Origin of the sequence: Hallella multisaccharivorax DSM 17128, from assembly GCF_000218235.1 — a bacterium.
Taxonomy (GTDB): Bacteria; Bacteroidota; Bacteroidia; order Bacteroidales; family Bacteroidaceae; genus Prevotella; species Prevotella multisaccharivorax.
Genome location: NZ_GL945017.1, coordinates 2,128,148 through 2,152,342, shown reverse-complemented (window position 1 = coordinate 2,152,342; position 24,195 = coordinate 2,128,148). Strand labels below are relative to the sequence as shown.

The 24,195-nt window shown below is 47.4% G+C and carries 17 protein-coding genes, 2 tRNA genes and 3 rRNA genes; 17 read left to right on the top strand and 5 right to left on the bottom strand.

The features are described from left to right. Positions 1-3: 3 nt before the first annotated feature. The 4 genes from ligA to PREMU_RS15280 all read right to left on the bottom strand — a co-directional run bounded on the left by ligA (position 4) and on the right by PREMU_RS15280 (position 4,783). Positions 4-2,010 (bottom strand): NAD-dependent DNA ligase LigA, encoded by a 2,007-nt coding sequence (gene ligA, locus PREMU_RS09270; RefSeq protein WP_007574771.1) that lies wholly within the window; start codon positions 2,008-2,010, stop codon positions 4-6. A 13-nt stretch (positions 2,011-2,023) separates the two neighbouring features. After that, positions 2,024-2,191: a hypothetical protein gene (locus PREMU_RS15055; RefSeq protein WP_156803991.1), complete on the bottom strand. Its 168-nt coding sequence runs from the start codon at positions 2,189-2,191 to the stop codon at positions 2,024-2,026. A gap of 93 nt (positions 2,192-2,284) precedes the next feature. Further along, positions 2,285-4,237, bottom strand: coding sequence for a threonine--tRNA ligase (thrS, locus tag PREMU_RS09265; RefSeq protein WP_007574769.1), 1,953 nt, complete (start codon positions 4,235-4,237; stop codon positions 2,285-2,287). A gap of 393 nt (positions 4,238-4,630) precedes the next feature. Further along, entirely contained in the window at positions 4,631-4,783 is a 153-nt protein-coding gene (locus PREMU_RS15280; protein ID WP_169311308.1) for a hypothetical protein, read from the bottom strand. 338 nt (positions 4,784-5,121) lie between these two features. On the opposite strand from PREMU_RS15280, the gene PREMU_RS09260 reads away from it, so the two are divergent. The 6 genes from PREMU_RS09260 to PREMU_RS09235 all read left to right on the top strand — a co-directional run bounded on the left by PREMU_RS09260 (position 5,122) and on the right by PREMU_RS09235 (position 11,030). Then, positions 5,122-6,657 (top strand): 16S ribosomal RNA (locus tag PREMU_RS09260). Positions 6,658-6,767: 110 nt separating this feature from the next. Continuing rightward, positions 6,768-6,841 (top strand) — tRNA-Ile (locus tag PREMU_RS09255). Between the two features lie 20 nt (positions 6,842-6,861). Further along, positions 6,862-6,935: transfer RNA gene (locus PREMU_RS09250), tRNA-Ala, on the top strand. 230 nt (positions 6,936-7,165) lie between these two features. After that, positions 7,166-10,115, top strand: a 23S ribosomal RNA gene (locus PREMU_RS09245). Positions 10,116-10,267: 152 nt separating this feature from the next. Beyond that, positions 10,268-10,380, top strand: a 5S ribosomal RNA gene (rrf, locus tag PREMU_RS09240). The 16S, 23S and 5S rRNA genes sit together here with 2 tRNA genes alongside, the layout of an rRNA operon. A gap of 200 nt (positions 10,381-10,580) precedes the next feature. Beyond that, positions 10,581-11,030, top strand: a complete 450-nt coding sequence (locus PREMU_RS09235; RefSeq protein ID WP_040558861.1) for a lysozyme family protein — start codon at positions 10,581-10,583, stop codon at positions 11,028-11,030. Position 11,031: 1 nt separating this feature from the next. Here the strand turns inward: PREMU_RS09235 and PREMU_RS09230 are convergent, their stop codons facing one another. Continuing rightward, a complete protein-coding gene (locus tag PREMU_RS09230) occupies positions 11,032-11,466 on the bottom strand; it encodes a hypothetical protein (protein ID WP_007574767.1) in 435 nt (144 codons plus the stop codon). A 130-nt stretch (positions 11,467-11,596) separates the two neighbouring features. Between PREMU_RS09230 and PREMU_RS09225 the strand changes: the two genes are divergently transcribed. From PREMU_RS09225 to PREMU_RS09175, 11 genes are all read left to right on the top strand, one after another. Then, a complete protein-coding gene (locus tag PREMU_RS09225; protein ID WP_007574766.1) occupies positions 11,597-13,261 on the top strand; it encodes a glycosyltransferase in 1,665 nt (554 codons plus the stop codon). 50 nt (positions 13,262-13,311) lie between these two features. Then, the gene (gene glgP, locus PREMU_RS09220; RefSeq protein WP_007574765.1) at positions 13,312-15,873 is read left to right on the top strand and encodes an alpha-glucan family phosphorylase; all 2,562 of its coding nucleotides are present in this window, start codon (positions 13,312-13,314) and stop codon (positions 15,871-15,873) included. A gap of 794 nt (positions 15,874-16,667) precedes the next feature. Next, positions 16,668-17,672, top strand: a complete 1,005-nt coding sequence (trpD, locus tag PREMU_RS09215) for an anthranilate phosphoribosyltransferase (RefSeq protein WP_007574764.1) — start codon at positions 16,668-16,670, stop codon at positions 17,670-17,672. An 11-nt stretch (positions 17,673-17,683) separates the two neighbouring features. Then, a complete protein-coding gene (trpC, locus tag PREMU_RS09210; RefSeq protein WP_007574762.1) occupies positions 17,684-18,472 on the top strand; it encodes an indole-3-glycerol phosphate synthase TrpC in 789 nt (262 codons plus the stop codon). Continuing rightward, the gene (locus PREMU_RS09205) at positions 18,469-19,176 is read left to right on the top strand and encodes a phosphoribosylanthranilate isomerase (RefSeq protein ID WP_007574760.1); all 708 of its coding nucleotides are present in this window, start codon (positions 18,469-18,471) and stop codon (positions 19,174-19,176) included. Before trpC ends, PREMU_RS09205 begins: the two co-directional genes overlap by 4 nt. Continuing rightward, positions 19,173-19,952 (top strand): tryptophan synthase subunit alpha, encoded by a 780-nt coding sequence (gene trpA / locus PREMU_RS09200; RefSeq protein WP_007574758.1) that lies wholly within the window; start codon positions 19,173-19,175, stop codon positions 19,950-19,952. The genes PREMU_RS09205 and trpA overlap by 4 nt, the downstream gene beginning before the upstream one ends. 23 nt (positions 19,953-19,975) lie before the next feature. Next, positions 19,976-21,172 carry a tryptophan synthase subunit beta gene (gene trpB, locus PREMU_RS09195; protein ID WP_007574756.1) on the top strand — a complete coding sequence of 399 codons (1,197 nt, stop codon included), beginning with the start codon at positions 19,976-19,978 and terminating at the stop codon, positions 21,170-21,172. Further along, positions 21,159-22,568, top strand: coding sequence for an anthranilate synthase component I family protein (locus PREMU_RS09190; RefSeq protein ID WP_007574754.1), 1,410 nt, complete (start codon positions 21,159-21,161; stop codon positions 22,566-22,568). The genes trpB and PREMU_RS09190 overlap by 14 nt, the downstream gene beginning before the upstream one ends. Next, entirely contained in the window at positions 22,565-23,128 is a 564-nt protein-coding gene (locus PREMU_RS09185) for an anthranilate synthase component II (protein WP_007574753.1), read from the top strand. Before PREMU_RS09190 ends, PREMU_RS09185 begins: the two co-directional genes overlap by 4 nt. Before the next feature lie 225 nt (positions 23,129-23,353). Further along, positions 23,354-23,764 carry a transposase gene (locus PREMU_RS09180; protein ID WP_223918648.1) on the top strand — a complete coding sequence of 137 codons (411 nt, stop codon included), beginning with the start codon at positions 23,354-23,356 and terminating at the stop codon, positions 23,762-23,764. 36 nt (positions 23,765-23,800) lie between these two features. Beyond that, positions 23,801-24,118 (top strand): glutaredoxin, encoded by a 318-nt coding sequence (locus PREMU_RS09175; protein ID WP_040558213.1) that lies wholly within the window; start codon positions 23,801-23,803, stop codon positions 24,116-24,118. Positions 24,119-24,195 lie beyond the last annotated feature (77 nt).

Genomic DNA, 24,195 nt, shown 5'->3' with positions numbered 1-24,195 from the left:
AAACTATTCTTCTGATGAAAATCTGTCTATAAACTCATTCTCAGAGATAATGGGGACATTGAGTTGGTGTGCTTTCTGACTTTTGCTGCTGGTGGAGTTGGCATCATTATTGATGAGGAACGATGTCGACTTGCTCACGCTTCCTGTCACTTTTCCGCCTTGGCTCTCGATATAAGTCTTCAGCTCGTTGCGATTTTTGTAGTGTTGCACATCTCCGGTAATGACAAAGGTGAGTCCCTTACATTTCGCTCCGGTAGCAGTGTTAGATGTCTGTTGAATCTTTAGTTCCAGCATGAGCTTGTCGTATGCCGTTTGGTTTTCTTCTTTGCTGAACCACTGTACAAACGACTTAGCTTTCTCTGGTCCTATGCCGGGGATAAGGGATATCTGCTCTTCAGCCTTAGGAGTGAAGAGGCTGCCTTGTATTGTTGCTTTGCCTTTTGCGAGATTTGTCAATTCCCCGAGTGGCCATGCGGATAGCAAACGGTTGCATACGTCTTGTCCACAGAGTGGGATATTGAGGGCATAGAGTAGACGACGTGCCTCCACGGTGCGTGCTTTCTCGATGGACTTTACGATATTTGAGGCTGACTTTTCTCCGAAACCATCAAGGTGCGCAATCTCTGATACATGAGTAGGTAGATGGAAAATGTCGGCGTATTCCTTGATCCACCCCAAATTGATAAAACGTTGTAATGTTTGCTCTGAGATGCCATCAATGTTGACGCCTTGCTTGGAGACGAATCTTGCGAACTTCTTTAATTGCTTAGCCGGACATGCAGGGTTGGAGCAGTGCAGTGTTTTCGTCCCGCTTGCCTCGCTTTCCGTAACCTCAGTGGGTGCTCTGCATACTGGGCAGTTGGTGGGTATGTCAAGACTCCCTACCTTTTTCCTGATATTAATGACCTTGGGTATGATCTTGTTGGCCTTGATGACTTCTATCTCTGTTCCTTTTCCGCCGATATTAAGCCGTTCACACTCACTGATGTTGCATAGTGAGGCTCGTTTGACAGTGGTACCTTCCAGTTCCACGGGCTTGAATACTGCAATGGGTGATATGGTTGAAGCTGCACAACTCCATTCTATGTGATCAAGTTCGGTCACAGCACTTTCGTCTGCCCATTTGAAGGCAAAGCCTGCACGTGTAGCATGGTGGCCGGTGATCGAACCGGTGGCGGCATAATTGGTATCATCGTAGGTGATGACAAGTCCGTCGACGGGGTAGGGGTTCTCACGTCGTGTTACCCTACGTGTCCAGCGGTCGATAGCTTTATTGATGGTGTTGATGTCGGGTTGCTGGATCAGTTCATGGTCCACACATCCAAGGCCAACAGACTTGAGCCAGTCCATGCGTTCTCCCCATGAGACGATTTCCTCGTCGGTATGGACGAGGGTGAACGGAATCCAATGGATGTGTCGTTGAGCCACTTCGTAGGGATCCTTCAGCGTCAGAGAGCCAGAGGCGAGGTTGCGGGGATTGGCATATTCTTCATCGCTCTCAAGATTAAATCTATCAAAATCCTCGTATGAGATGACAGCTTCGCCACGCACTACCACGTGTCCTTTGGCATGGATCGTCTTGGGGATTCCCTCAATGGCACGGGCGAGATGCGTGATATTAGTTCCCACATGACCGTCTCCTCGTGTCACTACCTTGGTCAGCGTACCGTCATCATAGGTTACCACGAGTGTCAGCCCATCGAGTTTCCATGATATCCAGACTGGCCTGCCCTCTGCCCATTTCACGAGGTCCTCTCGTCTCTTGGTCTTTGCCAGGGAGAGAGCAGGGTATTCGTGCGTCTCTTTCTGTCCGGCCATGGTGTCTGCCGAGACTTTATGGGTTGGTGAGTCTGGCAGCACGATACCTGTTTCCTGCTCCAGTTGGCGCAGTCGGTCAAACTTGGCGTCCCATTCGAAGTCGGTCATCAGCTCTCCCCGCCCATTGTAATAGGCGTCGGAGGCGGTGTTGAGCTCTTTGACGAGCTGCTTCATCAAGTTGGTGTTGCTCATGATATGTCGTGTTTCATTCGTCGTTTTTCCGTGCGTTGATGCGTGAGATCCATTCCTGTCGGCGGATTTTGCGACGGCGGTTATGTCGCCTAATGTCCATGATCATCTTTACGCCAAGCCATACAAGGACGACCATGAGCACTGCAAATACGGCAATGAGCATATATAGATCTTGTTTCATGTCTCAGTTTCAGTTAGAAAGGGGGATGCCTCGTCGACGGACGCATCCCCCCTCATCATTTATCTTGATAGGCTTTTGATCCTCTTTCAGCGATTACTCGTCGAGAACCTTAAGCTGATCTTTCACTTCGTCGTTTACACGCTGTGCAAACTCTTCCATCTTCATCTGGGCTTGCTCACCGCCACCCTGCTTGCGCATTGAGACGAGACCGGCGGCAGCCTCTTTTTCTCCGACCACCAGCATATAGGGCACACGCTTGAGCTCATTGTCACGAATCTTGCGGCCGATCTTCTCGTTGCGGTCATCGATATAGCCGCGCACATTCTGCGAGTCAAGATATTCCTGAACCTTTTGGGCGTAGTCGTTGAATTTCTCCGAGATTGGCAGAATAGCCACTTGATCGGGTGCAAGCCATAAGGGGAAGTGTCCGGCGGTGTGCTCAATAAGCACGGCAGTGAAGCGCTCCAGCGAGCCGAAGGGCGCACGATGAATCATCACAGGAGTCTTCTTCGAGTTGTCTTCGGCCGTATATTCCAGTTTAAAGCGCTCAGGAAGGTTGTAGTCTACTTGTATGGTGCCGAGCTGCCATTTACGACCGATGGCATCCTTAACCATAAAGTCGAGCTTTGGACCGTAGAAAGCTGCCTCGCCGGTCTCTTCGTGTGCATGGAGCCCTTTCTCCTTGCAGGCCTCACGGATAGCATTTTCACTTTCCTCCCAAATCTCATCTGATCCGATATATTTGTCGGTGTCCTTCGGGTCGCGGAGAGATATCTGGGCATCGTAGTTGTTGAAGCCGAAGATCTTGAACACCTTGAGGATGATGTCGATAATACTCTCAAACTCGGACTTCACTTGATCGGGTTGCACAAAGATGTGGGCATCGTCCTGTGTGAAATTACGCACGCGAGTCAGACCGTGCAGCTCACCACTCTTCTCGTAGCGGAACACGGTTCCGAATTCAGCCACGCGAAGGGGCAGATCCTTATAGGAACGCGGCTTGCGAGCATACACCTCGCAGTGGTGGGGACAGTTCATTGGCTTGAGCATATACTCTTCATCGGGCTCCGGGGTATGAATAGGCTGGAAAGAGTCTTTGCCGTAGTGAGCATAGTGACCGGAGGTGACATAGAGGTTCTTTGAGCCAATACCCGGCGTGATCACTTCTTGATAGTGATAGGGCTTGAGCACGTGGCGCAGCACTTCCTGCAGGCGCAGGCGCAGCTGTGTGCCTTTCGGAAGCCAGATAGGCAGACCTTTACCCACACGCTCAGAGAACATGAAGAGCTCCATCTCCTTGCCAATCTTGCGGTGGTCGCGGCGCTTGGCCTCTTCCAGCATGACGAGATACTCGTCAAGCATCTTCTTCTTAGGGAAGGTCACACCGTAGATGCGGGTCATCTGCTCGCGCTTAGCATCCCCACGCCAGAAAGCTCCGGCGACACTCGTGATCTTGATGGCCTTGATGGCACCTGTCGACAGCAAGTGCGGACCTTTACAAAGGTCGGTGAAGTTGCCCTGTGTATATGTGGTGATGGTACCGTCCTCTAAGTCCTGGCTGATGTGCTCCACTTTATATTGTTGCCCCATTGCCTCGAACTCTTTCACGGCTTCGGCTTTGGAAACTTCACGGCGGATGACCGACTCGTTTTTCTTGGCAAGCTCTTTCATCTTAGCCTCGATCTTCGGGAAGTCATTTTCAGAGATCGTTGTGCCCTTAGGAGGCATTACGTCGTAGAAGAAACCGGTTTCGATGGCAGGGCCGAAGCCGAATTGAATACCGGGGTAGAGTTCCTGCAGTGCCTCTGCAAGCAAGTGCGCAGAAGTATGCCAAAAAGTATGCTTGCCCTCGTCATCATCAAACTTATACAACTCGATGGTGGCATCATTGTTGATGGGGCGGTTGAGCTCTGTGGTCTCACCATTGATCCCGCAAGATACAACGTCACGGGCGAGAGCAGGTGAGATGCTCTCTGCGATTTGAAGTCCTGTCACTCCGTTCTCGTATTCACGCACAGAGCTGTCAGGAAATGTGATTTTAACCATGCTACAAATTAGTTTATCTAAATCGCGTGCAAAAGTACGATATATTTCTGTAATACAGGCCCTTCAGGTTGGTTTTTTATATAATATTTAATCTGATGGCTGAAACGTCATTATTTTATTAGTATAATATTTCGGGATGTTTTTCAGGATAGATAATGCGTTCTCCGTTCTATAATGATTGTCATGCGATCGTTAAGCAGCTGTCGCACGATCGTCAAGCAGCTGTCGTACAATCGTCAAGCAATTGTCGCACAATCGTCAAGCAGTTGTCGCACGACGGAAGCAGCAACGATTGCGCCGCCATTACAGTGAGATGGCCGTCCCATTACAGTGAGATCGCATCGCGATTACGGTTTAATCGCATCACCATTTCATTGTAATGGCAGTGCCCGTTCAGCATTGTGCCTTCTTCTTTTTTCCCCAGAATATTCCCATCAATCCCATTAATCCCATTAACCCCATTAATCCCATTAACCCCATTAATCCCATTAACCCCATTAACCCCATCCCCCTTTCAAAGCCATCTCTATCCTTGATATAAATCAATTATCTAACAATTTTGCAAAAAAAGTTGGAGAAATATTTGGCAGGTATTGTAAAAGTCTATACCTTTGCACTCGCTTTCCGGAAATACGCCGGTTGGCAACAAAAGATAAGAGTTCTTTGAGAAGATTTACATAGACAGAGAAGTAGTACAAGAAGCGAGTTGTACACATTATTATATATAGCTATATAGCAATATAGAAGGTGTTGTGTATGACTTGGGTAAAAGAAACGAACCGATCAATTTTGATTAGTTACTTCCGACTTCAATAAAGGATAAGCGTCCTGAGCAGACTAACGGTAGTGTGTTTTCGATCACATTACACATTATAGACAATTTTACAATGGAGAGTTTGATCCTGGCTCAGGATGAACGCTAGCTACAGGCCTAACACATGCAAGTCGAGGGGAAACGAAGCGGGAGCTTGCTTCTGCTGTCGTCGACCGGCGCACGGGTGAGTAACGCGTATCCAACCTGGCCTGAGGTAAGGGATAATCCGCAGAAATGTGGTCTAATACCTTATGTGCTCCTATGAGGTCATCTGAAGAGGAGCAAAGATTTATCGCCTTAGGATGGGGATGCGTCTGATTAGATAGTTGGCGGGGCAACGGCCCACCAAGTCATCGATCAGTAGGGGTTCTGAGAGGAAAGTCCCCCACATTGGAACTGAGACACGGTCCAGACTCCTACGGGAGGCAGCAGTGAGGAATATTGGTCAATGGGCGAGAGCCTGAACCAGCCAAGTAGCGTGCAGGATGACGGCCCTATGGGTTGTAAACTGCTTTTATGCGGGTATAAAGGAGCATACGTGTATGTTTTTGCAGTTACCGCATGAATAAGGACCGGCTAATTCCGTGCCAGCAGCCGCGGTAATACGGAAGGTTCTGGTGTTATCCGGATTTATTGGGTTTAAAGGGAGCGCAGGCTGTCAGATAAGCGTGTTGTGAAATGCGGTTGCTCAACATCCGCACTGCAGCGCGAACTGTTTGACTTGAGTACGCACGACGTTGGTGGAATTTGCCGTGTAGCGGTGAAATGCTTAGATATGGCGAAGAACTCCGATTGCGAAGGCAGCTGACGGGAGCGCTACTGACGCTCATGCTCGAAAGTGCGGGTATCGAACAGGATTAGATACCCTGGTAGTCCGCACGGTAAACGCTGGATGCCCGCTATATGCCCCTTTAGGGTATGTGGCCAAGTGAAAACGTTAAGCATCCCACCTGGGGAGTACGCCGGCAACGGTGAAACTCAAAGGAATTGACGGGGGCCCGCACAAGCGGAGGAACATGTGGTTTAATTCGATGATACGCGAGGAACCTTACCCGGGCTTGAATTGCTGAGGAAGGCTTCAGAGATGGAGCTGCCCTTCGGGGCTTCAGTGAAGGTGCTGCATGGTTGTCGTCAGCTCGTGCCGTGAGGTGTCGGCTTAAGTGCCATAACGAGCGCAACCCTTTTCTTCAGTTGCCATCAGGTAGTGCTGGGCCCTCTGGAGATACTGCCGCCGTAAGGTGTGAGGAAGGTGGGGATGACGTCAAATCAGCACGGCCCTTACGTCCGGGGCTACACACGTGTTACAATGGGTGGTACAGCGAGCAGGGTTACCGCAAGGTATCCCGAATCATTAAATCCGCCCTCAGTTCGGACTGGGGTCTGCAACCCGACCCCACGAAGCTGGATTCGCTAGTAATCGCGCATCAGCCATGGCGCGGTGAATACGTTCCCGGGCCTTGTACACACCGCCCGTCAAGCCATGAAAGCCGGGGGGTGCCTGAAGTCCGTGACCGCAAGGATCGGCCTAGGGCAAAAACTTGGGTAATTGGGGGCTAAGTCGTAACAAGGTAGCCGTACCGGAAGGTGCGGCTGGAACACCTCCTTTCTGGAGCGACGCTTTTTTTTTGAAGCAGGAATGTTTCCTTTCCCTGGAGCTTCTTGTCTACGTTATCTGTTTTAAATGATTTAGAAGAGCGGCAATGCGAATTGCATGACAGTCCTATAGCTCAGTTGGTTAGAGCGCCACACTGATAATGTGGAGGTCGGCAGTTCAAGTCTGCCTGGGACTACTCTTTATTTCATTCCCTACGGGGGATTAGCTCAGCTGGCTAGAGCACCTGCTTTGCAAGCAGGGGGTCAACGGTTCGAATCCGTTATTCTCCACGTTGAGGGAGAGTGAGAGCAGTGAGGACGTGAGTTCTTTTGTGCCTTGCTTTTACCTTGAGACAGATCTTTGACATATTGACACAAGCAAAACTGTAGTAGTTGTGTACGCAGTTACATTGTAACTGCCTGCATGAATAAAAAGTTTCACAGAGACTTAATCTGTAGACAATACAGCTGAAAGTATGAGCGGCATCTGGAAAGTCTCAGCAAATGGGACGGAAGATGACTCGGAAAGTAAGAAAGGGCGGATGGTGGATGCCTAGGCTCATTCAGGCGAAGAAGGACGTGATAAGCTGCGATAAGCCGCGGTGAGGTGCAAATGACCATTGACCCGCGGATATCCGAATGGGACAACCCAAGTTTTCGGACTTACCGGTCGTTATAGGACCGGGGCTAACGGAGGGAACTGAAACATCTTAGTACCTCCAGGAAGAGAAAATAAGTTAATGATTCCCCCAGTAGTGGCGAGCGAGCGGGGAAGAGCCCAAACCGGTGATGTGTCACCGCATCATTGGGGGTAGTAGGACCGCGCCATTGTACTCTAAGGGTGAGGAGAAGCTGCTGGAAAGCGGCGTCATAGAAGGTGATAATCCTGTATCCGAAGCTTAAGGGAGGCATAGCGGTATCCTGAGTAACGCGGAGCACGAGGAATTCTGCGTGAATCTGCCGGGACCATCCGGCAAGGCTAAATACTCGAATGAGACCGATAGTGAACCAGTACCGTGAGGGAAAGGTGAAAAGCGCTTCGATGAAGAAGGTTGAAAGAGATCCTGAACCCATCCGCCTACAAGCGGTCGGAGCTGCATTAGCAGTGACGGCGTGCCTTTTGCATAATGAACCTACGAGTTACCGTCTCCAGCGAGGATAAGTGTCATGAGACACGCATCCGTAGTGAAAGCGAGCCTGAAGAGGGCGGTTTTGGCTTATTTTTAGCCAGGGCGCACCTATCGTGCGTTAAGTTGGAGGTGGTAGACGCGAAACCAAGTGATCTACACATGTCCAGGATGAAGTCAGGGTAACACCTGATGGAGGTCCGCACCAATAAGCGTTGAAAAGCTTCTGGATGAGGTGTGTGTAGGAGTGAAAGGCCAATCAAACTTGGAGATAGCTCGTACTCCCCGAAAGGCATTTAGGTGCCGCGTGTGGAGATAAGACAAAGAGGTAGAGCGACCGATAGGACGCGAGGGCTTCACCGCCTGTCAAGTCCTTCCGAACTCCGAATGCTTTGTTTCTGCATCCATGCAGTAAGGGGGCGGGTGCTAAGGTCCGTCCCCGAGAGGAGAAGAATCCGGACCGCCGTCTAAGGCCCCGAAGTTTCCGCCGAGTCAGTCTAACGAAGTCCAGTCCCGGTGACAGCCAGGAAGTTGGCTTGGAAGCAGCCATTCCTTCAAGGAGTGCGTAACAGCTCACTGGTCGAGGGTCAGGGCATGGATAATAATCGGGTGTAAGCGGGACGCCGAAGGCGCGGGATAGCAAATAATAAAAGTATCGGTAGGGGAGCATTCCAATGTTGTCGAATGGTGTGCGTGAGCGATCCTGGAGACATTGGAAACGCAAATGTAGGTATAAGTAACGCTAAGGGGCGTGAGATTCGCCCCCGCCGCAAGTCTAAGGTTTCCCGGGCAATGCTGGTCATCCCGGGGTAAGTCGGGTCCTAAGGATAAGCCTAAGGGCGCATCCGATGGCAGAGACGGTTAATATTCCGTCACTTGTCTTACGGGCGAAGTGGAGACGGAGCAGTCGGCACGGCCGCGGGGCGACGGAAGTCCCCGTTGAAGAGTGTAGGTGATGAGAGGTCCAGGCAAATCCGGACTTTGAGCCGAACTTGATAGTATGGATTCCTCTTCGGTGGAATCCAATAGCGCCGGTAATCAGACTCCCGAGAAAATCCGCTAAGCTTAACCGTAGGACAACCCGTACCGCAAACCGACACAGGTAGACGGGTAGAGCATACTGAGGCGTTGAGAGATTCATGGTTAAGGAACTAGGCAAACTGACCCTGTAACTTCGGGATAAAGGGTCCTCATAGCGATATGAGGCGCAGAGAATAGGTCCAGGCAACTGTTTACCAAAACACAGGGCTGTGCGAACTCGTAAGATGAAGTATACAGCCTGACACCTGCCCGGTGCCGGAAGGTTAAGAGGAGAGCTCATCCTGCTTTGTCAGGTGAAGGTTTGAATTGAAGCCCCGGTAAACGGCGGCCGTAACTATAACGGTCCTAAGGTAGCGAAATTCCTCGTCGGGTAAGTTCCGACCTGCACGAATGGTGTAATGATCCGGACGCTGTCTCAACCATGATCTCAGTGAAATTGTAGTATCGGTGAAGATGCCGATTACCCGCGATGGGACGAAAAGACCCCGTGAACCTTTACTATAGCTTAGCACTGACCTTGGTCATCCGATGTGTAGGATAGGCCGGAGGCTGAGAAAGAGCCACGCGAGTGGTTTTGGAGCCATCCTTGAAATACGGCCCTTTGGCTGTCTGAGGTCTAACGCGCTTGAAGTGCGGACACTGCTTGGTGGGTAGTTTGACTGGGGTGGTCGCCTCCAAAAGCGTAACGGAGGCTTCCAAAGGTGCCCTCAGACCGATTGGTAACCGGTTTTAAGGAGTGTAATGGCATAAGGGCGCCTGACTGGGAGGCAGACGAGCCGATCAGGCAGGAAACTGGGGCATAGTGATCCGGCGGACGTGTATGGAAACTCCGTCGCTCAAAGGATAAAAGGTACTCCGGGGATAACAGGCTGATCCCCCCCAAGAGCTCATATCGACGGGGTGGTTTGGCACCTCGATGTCGGCTCGTCACATCCTGGGGCTGGGAGAAGGTCCCAAGGGTTGGGCTGTTCGCCCATTAAAGTGGCACGCGAGCTGGGTTCAGAACGTCGTGAGACAGTTCGGTCTCTATCTATCGTGGGCGCAGGAGTTTTGAGTGGTTCCGTCACTAGTACGAGAGGACCGTGACGGACGGACCTCCGGTTTTACTTGTTGTGCCGCCAAGGGGGCATGGCAGGGTATCTGCGTCCGGATGGGATAAGCGCTGAAAGCATCTAAGCGCGAAGCCCACCGCGAGATGAGAGCTCCATAGAGGGTCGTCGCAGACGACGACGTTGATAGGCGGCAGGTGTAAAGACAGCGATGTCAAAGCCGAGCCGTACTAATAGCCCGATGTCTTTCGAATCGGGCTCATGTTTTCAACTGTATGTTTGTATGTTTCCGTGGGCGCAGAGTCCCGGTATACGGAGCGGCCTTCAGGCCGCATCCCTGTGTGACGGTACAGTTTTGCTTGCCGATTATGTCACCTTACACACGTCAGCGATGGCGTAAGACACATCAGGTGGTTATTGCGGCGGTGTCCCACCTCTTCCCATTCCGAACAGAGAAGTTAAGCCCGCTTGCGCCGATGGTACTGCAATGCAATGCGGGAGAGTAGGCAGCCGCCTCCTTTCATAAGAGCCCAGAGGACAGAAATGTTCACTGGGCTCTTTTCGTACGAAACTCATTCTCTTTTTTCCTAATTATCGTAAAAGGAGTGGCAGTTTGTTCTTGTCTCTCATATTTTTTTATTACCTTTGCAAATGCGAAAATGAAGGACTGTCACATCACTGGTTTTGATTTGACGAATAATCCTTATAATCAATTTGTAATGAAGATATTTATTAGATTCTTTTTTTCTATTGTTTTCAGTTTAGTTGTTTTACCCTCCCATGCGGGAAATACTTCGGAGAATGTTTCCTTGCCAGATTCAGATGATGAATGGAAGCCTGTTATAGAGGCGCTTATTAAGGTTGAGAGTAATGGCAATTCCAATGCCACATATGGTGCTTCGGTGGGCGTATTACAGATAACTCCAGTTCTTGTTGCTGAATGCAATAATATCCTTAGACGTAGGAAGTTAAAGAGACGATATAAGCTTTCAGACAGGTTTAGTAGGCAGAAATCTATTGAGATGTTCCTTTTAATCCAATCTTGGTTTAATCCAATGCATGATATAGAGCAGGCTATTCGCTCTTGGAATGGCGGTATGCATTACAGTATGGAACGAACGCAACGTTATTTTGACAAGGTAATGTCTTTACTTAAAGGTACAAGATAATCTAGCGCTTAATGAAATTAAGTTCTTTAGGCATTTTTACCCATTTCCTATTTCTCGCGATTTTTATCGTACTTCCGTTAATTTGTTTTAGGATGTAAGTGGAATCATTTATGGCAGTGAGCGTTGCGGTTAGGTCCTCACTGCCATAATCGTTTATAATTTGTAATTCTGCGGTTTTGCCTTTTATGGTTGCATTGGTAAAAAGCCATTTCCTTCCATCTTGCTTGTCGCCGAAATAGCCTGGTAATACTCCATATATTTCTTGTTGTGGAACTGTAACATTCTTATGATATAAGTCTAAGATTATGTAGACATTATATTTTTGATTGTAAAGATAGCCTTTAAACATTGTTGAATCTTTTGCCAAGGAATTCTCTTGTGCACTGATACTCATTGAGAAAAGTGCAATAATTAAAAAGAAAAGAGTTTTTTTCATTATCATCTTATATATTTTCTGCAAAGGTAAACGTTTGCATCAAGAAAAGCGTGTTTTTCCACAAATAATGTTTGATTGAGTTTGTATTTTATCTTTTTTATAGTAACTTTGGCGGGAATATACAATAGATATGACAAGTAAAGGATTGTTTCCCGATTATATTCTTGAGTCAAGTTGGGAAGTCTGTAATAAAGTTGGAGGTATTTATGCAGTTTTATCCACTCGTGCCCGGACATTGGTAAAAATGCTTGGTGATAATCTAATCTTTATTGGTCCTGACTGTTGGCGTGACCGTGTGTGCCCCTATTTTAGGGAGGATGAGACATTGTTTTCTGATTGGCATGCAAAAGCATCATCAGAAGGTTTGTCCCTGAAGATTGGGCGTTGGAATATACCAGGATCCCCTATAGCTATCTTAGTGGACTTTGATTCCTATTATAAGATCAAAAACACAATATACGGTCAGTTGTGGGAAGATTTTGGCGTGGATAGTCTTCATGCGTATGGGGATTATGACGAAGCTTCAATGTTCTCCTATGCAGCGGCTCTCGTTGTTCAGAGTTTCTATTATTATAATATTGCTCCAGAAAAGAAAGTCGTCTACCATGGAAATGAATGGATGACCGGTTTAGGACTTCTATACATTCATAAGCATGTTCCTGAGATAGCCACGATTTTCACCACTCACGCCACGAGTATTGGAAGGAGCATAGCTGGGAACAACAAGCCTCTATACGATTATTTATCGGGCTATAACGGTACACAGATGGCAGCGGAGCTCAACATGCAAAGCAAGCATTCCATTGAGCATCAAACAGCCAAATATGTAGATTGCTTTACAACAGTCAGTGAGATCACGGCCAGGGAGTGCAAGCAGTTATTGGATAAACCTGTGGATGTGGTTTTACCTAATGGCTTTGAAAATGATTTTGTCTCTAAAGGAGTGACTTTCAAACGGAAGCGGAAGGCTGCGCGTGAGAAACTTATCTCAATCGCCAATGCATTGACAGGTGAGCGATTTGATGACAATACACTTATCGTTTCTACAAGCGGGAGGTATGAATTTCGTAATAAAGGTATCGATGTTTTTATTGATGCCATAAACATCTTACGTCATGATTCGAGGTTGAAGAAGAATGTAGTTGCTTTTATAGATGTCCCAGCATGGGTGTCTGAACCTCGAAAAGACCTTCAGCAACGTCTGAAGCAGACATTTAATGATAGTACTCCACTTGAAGATCCGGTTGTGACTCATTGGCTTCATAATATGGATACAGACAATGCACTTTGCAAGTTCCATAGCTTGGGCATGGCTAATGGTTTGGGTGAAAAAGTGAAAATCTTCTTTATTCCTTGCTATTTGACAGGCAATGATGGTATTGTCAATCTCAGCTATTATGATGTCCTCCTTGGTAACGATCTGTGTGTGTTTCCATCTTACTATGAGCCCTGGGGATATACTCCTTTGGAGTCCATCGCCTTTAAGGTACCTTGCGTGACTACTGACCTTGCCGGCTTTGGTCTTTGGGCAAACTCAGAACTTGGCCATTATGGCGAGCTTGTAGACGGCGTAAAGGTTGTTCATAGGACTGATGCCAACTATGCTGATGTGGCCAATGCCATTGAAGAGACGATCCTTGAGTTTTCCCAGATGGACGCGGCTGGCATAAAGTCAGCATGTTCCAATGCCGAGAAGCTCTCCCGTAAAGCATTGTGGCCTCATTTTATTAAATACTATAAGGAAGCTTATGACTTTGCTTTGCATAAGGTTTCAGAGCGTATATCCAAAGATTGATATTCTTTTGAAATTACATTCAATTGATTAATAGTTTAAATATTCACAATATGAAAATCAAAGCTGATTACACCAATGCCCCTCAGTGGAAAGAGCTCAATATCAAGTCGAGCCTTCCAGAGCAACTTGAGTGCCTTAACGAGCTTGCCCACAATATGTGGTGGGCGTGGAACTATGAGGCCCGTAAAGTCTTTAAGAGTCTTGACGAAGATCTCTATGAGGAAGTGGGACATAATCCCGTTCTGCTTCTTGATAGGCTGGGATATGACCGCAAGGAGGCTATTGTTAAGGACAAGACAATAATGAAGAAAGTAAAGGACATCTATGCCAAGTTCCGCAAATACATGGATGTCAAGCCAGACAGCAGCCGCCCTTCTGTGGCTTACTTCTCGATGGAATATGGCTTGGATCAAGTGCTGAAAATTTACTCTGGTGGTCTTGGTATGCTTGCCGGAGACTATATGAAAGAAGCATCAGACAGCAATGTCGATATGTGTGGTATTGGCTTTCTTTATCGTTTTGGCTACTTTACGCAGAGTCTTAATATGGACGGCCAGCAGATTGCCAAATACGACGCTCAAGATTTCAACTCTTTGCCGATAGAGCGTGTTCTTGATGAGAACGGCAATCAGGTAGTTGTCGACGTACCTTATATGAACTATCAGGTTCATGCCCTCGTCTGGCAGGTCAATGTGGGTCGTATTAAGTTGTATCTCCTTGATACCGATAACGATATGAACTCTCAGTTTGACAAGCCCATTACTCACAGCCTGTATGGTGGTGACTGGGAGAACCGTCTCAAGCAGGAGATCCTTCTTGGAATGGGCGGCGTGTTGATGCTTAAGAAGCTCGGTATCAAGAAGCGGCTCTATCACTGCAATGAAGGTCATGCTGCTCTTTGTAATCTACAGCGTCTGGTCGACTATGTGGATAGTGGCCTTACGTTCAATCAGGCTTTGGAGCTCGTTCGTGCCTCTTCACTCTACACGGTTCATACTCCGGTTCCTGCAGGTCATGACTACTTCGACGAGGGTCTGTTTGGCAAATATATGGGAGGCTATCCTGCACGTCTTGGCATTAGCTGGGACGAGTTCATCGGTATGGGCCGTGAGAATCCCGATGACCACAATGAGCGTTTCTGTATGAGTATCTTTGCGTGTAACACTTGCCAGGAGGTCAATGGCGTGTCTAAGCTTCATGGCTGGGTGAGCCAGAAAATGTTTGCCCCCATTTGGAAGGGTTATTATCCAGAGGAGAATCATGTGGGCTATGTAACCAATGGCGTGCATTTCCCGACATGGTGCGCAACTGAGTGGCGTAAGGTTTATGACAAATATTTTGATCCTTCTTTCTTGAGTGATCAAAGTAATGAGCAGATCTGGCACGCTATCTACAATGTCCCTGATGATGAGATTTGGGCAACTCGCATGACTCTAAAGGAAAAGCTCATCAAGTATATCCGCGACAAGTTCACCAAACAGTGGCTTCGTAATCAAGGTGATCCCGCACGTGTCGTATCTCTTTTAGAGCGTATTAATCCCAATGCGTTGATGATTGGTTTCTGCCGTCGTTTTGCTACCTATAAGCGTGCACACCTACTATTCACCGATCTTGATCGTCTGAGTAAGATCGTTAATGATCCAGAGCATCCCGTGCTTTTCTTCTTCTCAGGTAAGGCGCATCCGGCTGATGGAGCAGGGCAGGGGCTAATCAAGAGAATTTTCGAGATCAGTCAGCGGCCGGAGTTCCTTGGAAAGATTATTTTTCTCGAGGACTACGACATGCAGCTTGCGCGTCGTCTCGTCTCAGGCGTGGACATCTGGATGAATACTCCGACACGTCCGCTGGAAGCATCTGGTACTTCTGGTGAGAAGGCTGAGATGAATGGTGTTGTCAATCTTTCTGTTCTTGATGGCTGGTGGGTTGAGGGCTATCGACAGGGTGCCGGCTGGGCTCTTCCCCAGGAGCGCACTTATCAGAATCAAGGTTACCAGGATTCCCTTGACGCTGCTACTATTTATTCCCTTTTAGAGAATGAGATTGTGCCTCTTTACTATGCTAAAAATAAGAAGGGCTATAGTGAGAATTGGATCAAAGTCATCAAGAACTCTATTGCAACTATCGCTCCTCACTATACAATGAAGCGTCAGCTTGACGATTACTACAGCAAGTTCTACGATAAGGAAGCAGCGCGTAGCGCCAAATTGCAGGCTCACGACAACCGTCTTGCTAAAGAGATTGCCCAATGGAAAGAAAATGTGGCAGAGCGTTGGGATAGCATCCGTGTGGTGAGCAAGGATGAGGCACCGCTCTATGAGGAGAGGCAGACCGGTAAGAAGTATAAGCTGAGCTATGTCATCGACGAGCAGGGGTTGAGTAATGCTGTCGGCCTTGAGCTTGTCATTCTGAAGCCCGACACCGATCCCAGCGACCGTAGAATCTATAGGGTTGACGAGTTCAAGATGGTGGGACATGAAGGCAACAACTTCAGGTTCGAATTAGAGGTGGAGCCTGAGCATGCTGGTACCTTTAAGACTTGTGTCCGCATGTTCCCAAAGAACACGAACTTGCCTCATCGGCAGGACTTCTGCTATGTGAAGTGGCTCGACTAAGCGTGTTTTATGCTCATAAAAATAGGGTAGTTCTTGTGGCTGCCCTTATTTTTTACCTGAGAATACAGCCGCTTAGTAACTATTCAGCTGGGCGAGATCCAGTTGCATAATAATGATGATAGCTGTCCAATCTTACGCAGAGCCGCTAAGATTGTTGAGTCGCTGAGGTGGTGCTTTTGAACCGCAGAGTGTTTTGGAGAGGCCTTCGGAGAGCGCATAGGTATAGCATCTCTGCGAAAGGCCTTTAGTCTCTCATTCTCATTCTTAAGGCGCTTGTTCTCAGTCTTCAAGTCGTGTATATCCTTCGCCTGACACTCTTCGTTGCGTTTCCTGTGGCTATTCTCATCCGTCCGTAAGGTCCTGAACTCGCTTCTCTATAGATTGCAACTTGGAGAGGATTGTATTTCAATTTAACAGATAGCGAGGAAGTATAGAGAGACCACACTCCCGCCAGCTGAATAGTTACTCTTCCTCAAATGTGTTGAATTCGCCATTTCAAAGTTAAAAGCATTAAAAAACTTGCTATCATACTATTTTTTCATCAGAAAAGTTTGCGGTTTCAGATGAAATGACTAATTTTGCAACAAATATATAAAAAAAGTGTCTAAATCATGATGAATCATGTATCTGCATATTGGTGGTGGCGTAACTCAGGATTTCAGAAGTCGTGAGAGGTTGAGCCGTATGGATACTTCAGAGATATAGAAAAAACGAAGAGGCCTGCCGTGAATCACGACAGGCCTCTTTGCTTTTATTTGCACTTAACGAGCATACACATATAATAAATAGGGGATATGAATATTACAGCCATTTTCAACCAGCTTCTCAATCATGAGGAGTTGAAAAGGGAGGAAACCAAAGAATTGCTCATCGCTATTACACGTGGCGAACTCAATGATGCAGAGATAGCTGCGTTGCTGACAGCTATCCAGATGCGTGGCATCACGGTGGATGAGCTTCTCGGATTCCGTGATGGTATTCTGGAGACCGGCGTACCAGTACCACTCGATTGTGACCGCTACATTGACGTAGTGGGTACCGGAGGCGACCGTAAGAACACGTTTAATATTTCCACGACAGCATGTTTTGTCATTGCGGGTGCCGGATATAAGGTGGCTAAGCACGGCAATTATGCCGCAACGAGTGTGAGTGGAGCGTCAAATGTCATCAAGAATCATGGCGTTAACTTCACGGACGATATCGACCAGCTCAACCGCTCCATCAATGAGTGCGGCATTGTCTACCTTCATGCACAGCTCTTCGCTAAGGCCATGAAGTTTGTGGGTGCCATTCGCAAGGCGCTGCCTTTCCCCACTTTCTTCAATCTTCTCGGTCCTATTATTAACCCTTCTAAACCCCAGTGCCAGTTGCTGGGCACTGCGACGCTTGGCCAGATGAGGCTCTATCAGCAGGTGTATCAAAAGATAGGTATCGACTACGGCATCGTAAACAGTATAGATGGTTACGATGAGATCTCGCTCACGGCTGACTTTAAAGTGATTACAAACACTTATGAACGCGTCTTTAAACCGGAAGACTTGGGATTTGGTATTGCCAGGCCTGAGGAAATAGTAGGTGGTGCCACAGAAGAAGAGGCAAAGCAGATTTTTGATAATGTGCTGACTAATACTGCATTGCCCGCCCAGAAGAATATCGTTTTGGCGAATGCCGCTTTCGGAATCCAGGTGTTGGAGAAAGGAAAGAAGGGTATTGCAGAGTGCATTGACATTGCTAAGGAGAGCATTGATAGCGGCAGGGCACTTGCTACTTTCCGGAAGTTCGTCGAGCTTAACAAATAAGGTTTCTATCGATGGACATCTTAGAGGAAATAGTTGCACATAAGCGCGAGGAAATAGATGAGCGCAAGCGATATGTGCCTCTTCAGCAGTTTGCTGTCGACATACAGAGAATGATGGATGACGGGAAGCCTGTTTCTATGCGGAAGGCACTGACGGATTCACCGACGGGTATCATCGCGGAGTTTAAACGCAAAAGTCCTTCAAAGGGCTGGATTCATAAGGAAGCCCGCCCCGAAGACGTTACACTGCTCTACGAACACTATGGTGCAACGGCCTTGAGCATTCTGACCGATACCGAATATTTTGGTGGCTACGACGAGTTTATTCAGCGGACGCGCGAAGCCGGTGTCAAGCTGCCCATTCTCTATAAAAACTTCGTCATCGATGATTATCAGCTTTATCAGGCCCGCTATTGTGGTGCCTCGGCGGTGTTGCTCATTGCCGCTTGTCTCACTATGGACGAGTGCCGGCATTTGCAGCGTCTTGCTCACGAGCTAGGGCTGGAGACATTGCTGGAGATGCACGGTGAGCGTGACTTCGACTATTGTGAGCTTGAGCCTGACATGTATGGCATCAACAACCGCAACTTGGGGACCTTTATGACAGATGTAAGCAATAGTTTCCGTTTAGCAGAGCGGTTGCCTCAGGGCACTTGTTGTGTCAGTGAGAGCGGCATCAGCAGACCAGAGACGGTGCTAAAGCTAAGACAGGCAGGTTTCAAAGGTTTCCTTATGGGTGAACATTTCATGAAAGAAGACAATCCGGGCCTTGCCCTCAAACAATTCATTGACAACCTATGATCATCAAAGTATGTGGGATGCGGGATGCCCAAAACATCCGCGATGTAGCAGGACTTGACATTGATATGATGGGCTTCAACTTCTGGCCTGGGAGTAAGCGTTTTGTCAAGATGATTAGTTCTCAAGCAGGTATTCTACCCGATTACAGTCCTGAGCGTCTCGACTATGCCGTCAACGCTGATGGAACTCGCCATTATATTTTTCCGAAAAGTATTAAAAGGGTAGGCGTTTTCGTTGATGAGATGCCGCAGACTATTGTGACTTATGTCTACAATTATTCACTCGACTACATCCAGCTTCATGGCAACGAGGCTCCTGTGCTTATTGATAATCTCCGGCGTACGCTGGTCCCTGATATCGTTCGTAACATCAAGTTTATCAAAGCATTTGGTATTTCCTCAGCCGCTGATTTTGTAGAGTGTGAGGCTTTCGAGGGCGTTGCAGACCTCTTTCTCTTTGATTACAAAACTCCGGAGAAAGGTGGAAGTGGAAAGCATTTCGACTGGTCAGCGCTTGACGCCTACAAGGGGAATACTCCCTTTTTGTTGAGTGGAGGCATTGGACCGGAAGATGTCGATGATCTGTTGAGAGTTCATCACCCGATGTTTGCAGGCGTGGATGTCAACAGTCGTTTTGAGACAGAGCCAGCCTTAAAAGACGTGGTGAAACTACAAGAATTCGTAAATAAACTGAAGGAGCAATGAATAAGATCAATCAACTGTTTGCCAATCGTGGCAATAAGAAGTTGCTGAGCCTGTATTTCTGTGCAGGCTGTCCGTCACTGGACGGTACCGGCGACGTCATTAAAGCCATGGAGCGTCATGGCATCGATTTCGTAGAGGTGGGCATGCCGTTCAGTGATCCGTTAGCTGACGGGCCAGTCATTCAATCGGCGGGTGCTGTCGCTCTCAGAAACGGCATGACGACAAAGCGGCTGCTCTCGCAACTCAAGACCATTAAGGATGGAATCTCTATCCCGCTTGTCTTCATGGGCTATCTCAACCCTATTATGCATTATGGATATGAGCTGTTCTTCGCCGACCTGGCTGACAGTGGCGTGTCAGCAGTTATTATCCCCGACCTGCCTTTCGACGACTATCAGCACATCGTCAAGCCTATTGCCGACCGCTACGACATACGTGTCATTATGATGATTACGCCGGAAACGAGCGATGAGCGTATTCATTTTATCGACGACAATACAGACGGTTTCATTTACATGGTGTCTTCGGCGAGTGTCACTGGTGCCCAGAAAGAGTTTAATACCAAGAAGGTGGCTTATTTCAATCATATCAACTCTATGAGCCTCCACAACCCGCGTATGATAGGCTTTGGCATCAGTAATAAGCAGACACTGGAGAGTGCACAGCAGAATTCTGCCGGTGCCATCATCGGTAGTAAGTTCGTTACCCTCTTAAGAGAAACACAAGACCCCGACAAGGCACTCGATAAACTTATGGAGGCACTCAGTAATAGATGAGGATAATATAAATCAACAAAGACATGGAACCAGATAAAAATGGATTTTTTGGTCAGTACGGTGGGGCATATATTCCTGAGATACTATATAAGGTGGTGCATGACCTGCAGAATCAATATAAGCAAATACTTGAGTCAAAAGAGTTTCAAGATGAGTATTATTCCTTGCTGAAGGACTATGTCGGCCGGCCTTCGCCACTCTACTACGCCAGCCGTATGAGCAAGAAATACGGCTGTAAGATCTATCTTAAGCGTGAAGATCTCAACCATACCGGCGCTCATAAGATCAACAACACCATCGGCCAGATTCTGATGGCGCGTAAAATGGGTAAAACGCGCATTATCGCAGAGACGGGGGCAGGGCAGCATGGCGTAGCGACAGCGACGGTATGTGCCTTGTTCAATATGGAGTGTGAGATTTTTATGGGTAAGACCGATGTGGAGCGACAGCACACCAACGTTGAGCGTATGCGCATGTTAGGGGCGAAGGTGCATCCGGTGACCACTGGTAATATGACGTTGAGCGATGCCTGTACAGCTGCTATACGCGACTGGTGTTGTCATCCTGAGACAACATTCTATATTGTAGGCTCTACTATGGGGCCACATCCTTATCCCGATATTGTAGCGCGGCTTCAGAGTGTCATCTCCAAAGAGCTGAAATGGCAGTTGAAAGAGAAAACTGGCAAGGATTATCCTGATTATCTTGTCGCCTGTGTGGGTGGAGGTAGTAATGCTGCAGGAACAGTTTACCACTATCTTAACGACAGTCGTGTGAAGATTGTGCTGGCTGAAGCTGGTGGACACGGTGTTGATACCGATTATACTGCCGCAACCATCCATTGCGGTACGGAAGGTATCGTTCATGGCTCACGTACTTTGGTGATGCAGACCGACGATGGACAAATCAAGGAGGCGTTCACCATCTCGGCAGGTCTCGATTATCCTGGAATTGGTCCGATGCATGCATATCTTGCCAAGACGGGACGCGAGAAGGTCGTTGCTATCAATGATGATGAGGCTATACGTGCAGGCTATGAACTGACGCGAATGGAGGGTATCATACCTGCCATAGAGAGTGCACATGCTGTAGCTGCTCTCAGCAAGGTGCAGTTAAAACCCGACGATGTGGTGGTACTTACCGTATCCGGTCGTGGTGACAAGGACATAGAGACCTATCTTAAAAACAAAGAAATGGCAGGAGATTATGGTAAGTTTTAACTATCATACAACGGCGAAGAGGCTGTTGGGAGACCTCTACACACCAGTGAGCCTTTATATGCGGCTGCGTGATCTTTATCCGCAGTCTATGCTCATGGAGAGTTCTGATTATCATGGTAACGACAATGCTAAAAGTTTCATAGGGATTCACCCTATGGCAAGCATTCAAGTGGCGCATGGCATCATAACAATGCTGTTTCCAGATGGATCATCTATAAAGCGTGAAGTGTCGAGTGAGAATAGTGATGCGCCGAAGCTGGCAGTGGCAAAAGCGATAAATGGATTTCTCAACAGTTTCCATGTGGAGGGTAGAGGAAGCCAATACTATGGGATATTTGGCTTTACTTCCGCTAATGCGGTGCGATATTTTGAAAACATACCTGTTAAGGATACCACGATGGAGCGCAATGACGCCCCAGATATTCTCTACATTCTCTTCAAGGATCTCATTGTATTCGACCATTTCAATAATATGATTGACTTTGTGACCTTGGGAACTGAGAAAGATTTGGATGCCTTGTTGACTTCTGCCAACAAATCGAGTATCAAGCCGTTCGACTTCCATCCCATTGGTGAGGTGACATCTACGCTTACAGATGAGGAGCATAAGGCGAATGTGAGGCGCTGTGTGAAGCATTGTATGAGGGGGGATGTTTTTCAGATCGTCATCAGCCGGCGGTTTATCCAGCGTTATGAAGGTGACGACTTTAAGCTATACAGGGCCTTACGTTCTATCAATCCGAGTCCCTATCTCTTCTATTTTGATTTTGGAGGATACCGCATTTTTGGTTCTTCACCGGAGACTCACAATCGCATTGTTGGAAACAAAGCGTATATAGACCCTATTGCCGGCACGACGAAGCGGACGGGAAACGGTGAGCAGGACCGGCGAAACGCTGAGTTCTTGCGCAATGATCCTAAGGAGAATGCCGAGCATGTTATGCTTGTGGATTTGGCACGCAACGATCTGAGCCGAAACTGCTACAACGTTAAGGTGGATTTTTATAAGGATATGCAATATTACAGTCACGTGATTCATTTGGTGAGCCGTGTGAGTGGTGAGCTCAATGAAGGTGCAGATCATATACTTGAATTTATTGATACTTTTCCTGCTGGTACACTAAGCGGGGCACCCAAAGTGCGCGCACTACAGTTGATCAATGGGATGGAGCCTCATAATCGGGGGGCTTATGGGGGCTGTATTGGTTCTATCAGTCTTAATGGAGATCTTAACCAGGCTATCGTTATCCGTACATTCATCAGTCGTAATGGTGAGTTGTGGTTTCAGGCAGGCTCAGGAGTTACGGCAAAGAGCAATGATGAATACGAGTTGCAGGAGTGTAACAATAAGCTTGGGGCATTGGTAAAAGCAATAAAAGAAGCAGAGAAACTATGAGAATAATTATCATTGACAACTATGATTCTTTCACATATAATCTGGCTCACCTTGTTAAAGAATTAGGTGCAGAGGCTGATGTGGTTCGTAATGATCAGTTTGAATTGCCGTTGTTGGAGAAGTACGACAAAGTTATACTGTCTCCTGGACCTGGCATTCCTTCTGAGGCCGGGTTGTTGCTTGATGTCATCCGTTCTTATGCAGGCAGAAAGCCAATGCTTGGAGTCTGTCTCGGTCATCAGGCAATCGGAGAAGTGTTTGGCGCTAAATTAGAAAACCTATCGGAAGTCTACCATGGGGTTGCGACCGATTGTGAACATTTCTCCAACGATCCTATTTTTCAGGGACTTCCTACACATTTTAAGGTGGGACGTTATCACAGTTGGGTGGTCAGTAAAGATAGTCTCCCAGATTGTCTTGAAGTGACTGCAGTCAGTCCTGATGGGAATATTATGGCTCTACGCCATCGAGAATATTCTATCCATGGCATCCAGTTTCATCCTGAGAGCGTACTTACACCACTTGGACATCAAATTGTGAGAAACTGGTTGGAAGAATAATCATTTTTGGTATTATGTTTGTAAAACTAATCGATGTTTCGATTTATTTAGTGTTTGCTGAATAATTATAACTTACTAATTGTTAGATAAATATTTGCTATTTGATTCATCTTTTTCACATAAAATTAGTACCTTTGTGGTGTTAAAGGAGTACACATGAAGTATACATCGTAGAATAAGAACAAGCAATTGACCCCGGATATGTTCCAATCTTCGTTTGAAGATTTGGATAAGCATAACCGTTGGGTCGTTCTCGGCGATATGCTTCCCTGGGCAGCGTTGGAGAAGGTTTACAACTCCAAACTGCATAACGATGAGCGGGGGGCTGGCAACAAGCCGGCACGCATGGTTATAGGCGCCATGGTCATCAAACACAAGCTTAATCTGTCTGATGAGGAGACTATACAGATAATACGTGAGAATCCGTATATGCAATATATGTGTGGTCTCTCGGAATTGACCGACAAGCCTATATTCGATCCCTCTCTTTTCGTTACTGTGCGTAAGCGCATAAGTGAGGAAGAAATCAACGAAATGACTACGAAGCTTCTTAAGGATGAACAGCGCAGGAAAGCGGAAGCCGAGAAGAACAAGAAGACAGGTCAGGACCGGAACACCCCCGGCGACAAGTTATAAAGATGCCCGCCGTGTATACCTCTATTTGGTAAAATTATGATAACAATGTATGCCATGAAGACTTGCCCATACTGCGAGTATGTGGAAGCACAGATAGAGCAAAGTGAAGAACTAAAGAAGAAGTTCAAGATTGTTGACATTGGTGAGCATATCTTGAACCTGAAACGTTTTCTGAAACTGCGCGACAACAATCCTGCATTTGAGGAGTCGAGGCGAATTGGAGATGTGGGTGTGCCCTGTTATGTGTTGGAGGATGGGAGCATAACACTCAAATCCACAGATGTTGGACTTGTCCCGCTTTCGGAAGGCGAAACGGAAGGAAATGCCTGCCGGATTGACGGAACAGGGTGTTAGAACACTAAAATAGAAAAGACGCAGACTTATCTGTATTATACACAGTGAAAAGTCTGCGTTTTTTAGAATATGAATGG

Bases quoted from the DNA above. Each gene is read 5' to 3' on its own strand.
- trpD (WP_007574764.1), top strand. From the start codon at position 16,668: ATGAATATTACAGCCATTTTCAACCAGCTTCTCAATCATGAGGAGTTG.
- PREMU_RS09185 (WP_007574753.1), top strand. From the start codon at position 22,565: ATGAGAATAATTATCATTGACAACTATGATTCTTTCACATATAATCTG.
- PREMU_RS15055 (WP_156803991.1), bottom strand. From the start codon at position 2,191: ATGAAACAAGATCTATATATGCTCATTGCCGTATTTGCAGTGCTCATG.
- PREMU_RS09205 (WP_007574760.1), top strand. From the start codon at position 18,469: ATGATCATCAAAGTATGTGGGATGCGGGATGCCCAAAACATCCGCGAT.
- thrS (WP_007574769.1), bottom strand. From the start codon at position 4,237: ATGGTTAAAATCACATTTCCTGACAGCTCTGTGCGTGAATACGAGAAC.
- trpA (WP_007574758.1), top strand. From the start codon at position 19,173: ATGAATAAGATCAATCAACTGTTTGCCAATCGTGGCAATAAGAAGTTG.
- PREMU_RS09175 (WP_040558213.1), top strand. From the start codon at position 23,801: ATGATAACAATGTATGCCATGAAGACTTGCCCATACTGCGAGTATGTG.
- PREMU_RS09235 (WP_040558861.1), top strand. From the start codon at position 10,581: ATGAAGATATTTATTAGATTCTTTTTTTCTATTGTTTTCAGTTTAGTT.
- PREMU_RS09230 (WP_007574767.1), bottom strand. From the start codon at position 11,466: ATGAAAAAAACTCTTTTCTTTTTAATTATTGCACTTTTCTCAATGAGT.
- trpB (WP_007574756.1), top strand. From the start codon at position 19,976: ATGGAACCAGATAAAAATGGATTTTTTGGTCAGTACGGTGGGGCATAT.
- PREMU_RS09190 (WP_007574754.1), top strand. From the start codon at position 21,159: ATGGTAAGTTTTAACTATCATACAACGGCGAAGAGGCTGTTGGGAGAC.
- trpC (WP_007574762.1), top strand. From the start codon at position 17,684: ATGGACATCTTAGAGGAAATAGTTGCACATAAGCGCGAGGAAATAGAT.
- glgP (WP_007574765.1), top strand. From the start codon at position 13,312: ATGAAAATCAAAGCTGATTACACCAATGCCCCTCAGTGGAAAGAGCTC.
- ligA (WP_007574771.1), bottom strand. From the start codon at position 2,010: ATGAGCAACACCAACTTGATGAAGCAGCTCGTCAAAGAGCTCAACACC.
- PREMU_RS09225 (WP_007574766.1), top strand. From the start codon at position 11,597: ATGACAAGTAAAGGATTGTTTCCCGATTATATTCTTGAGTCAAGTTGG.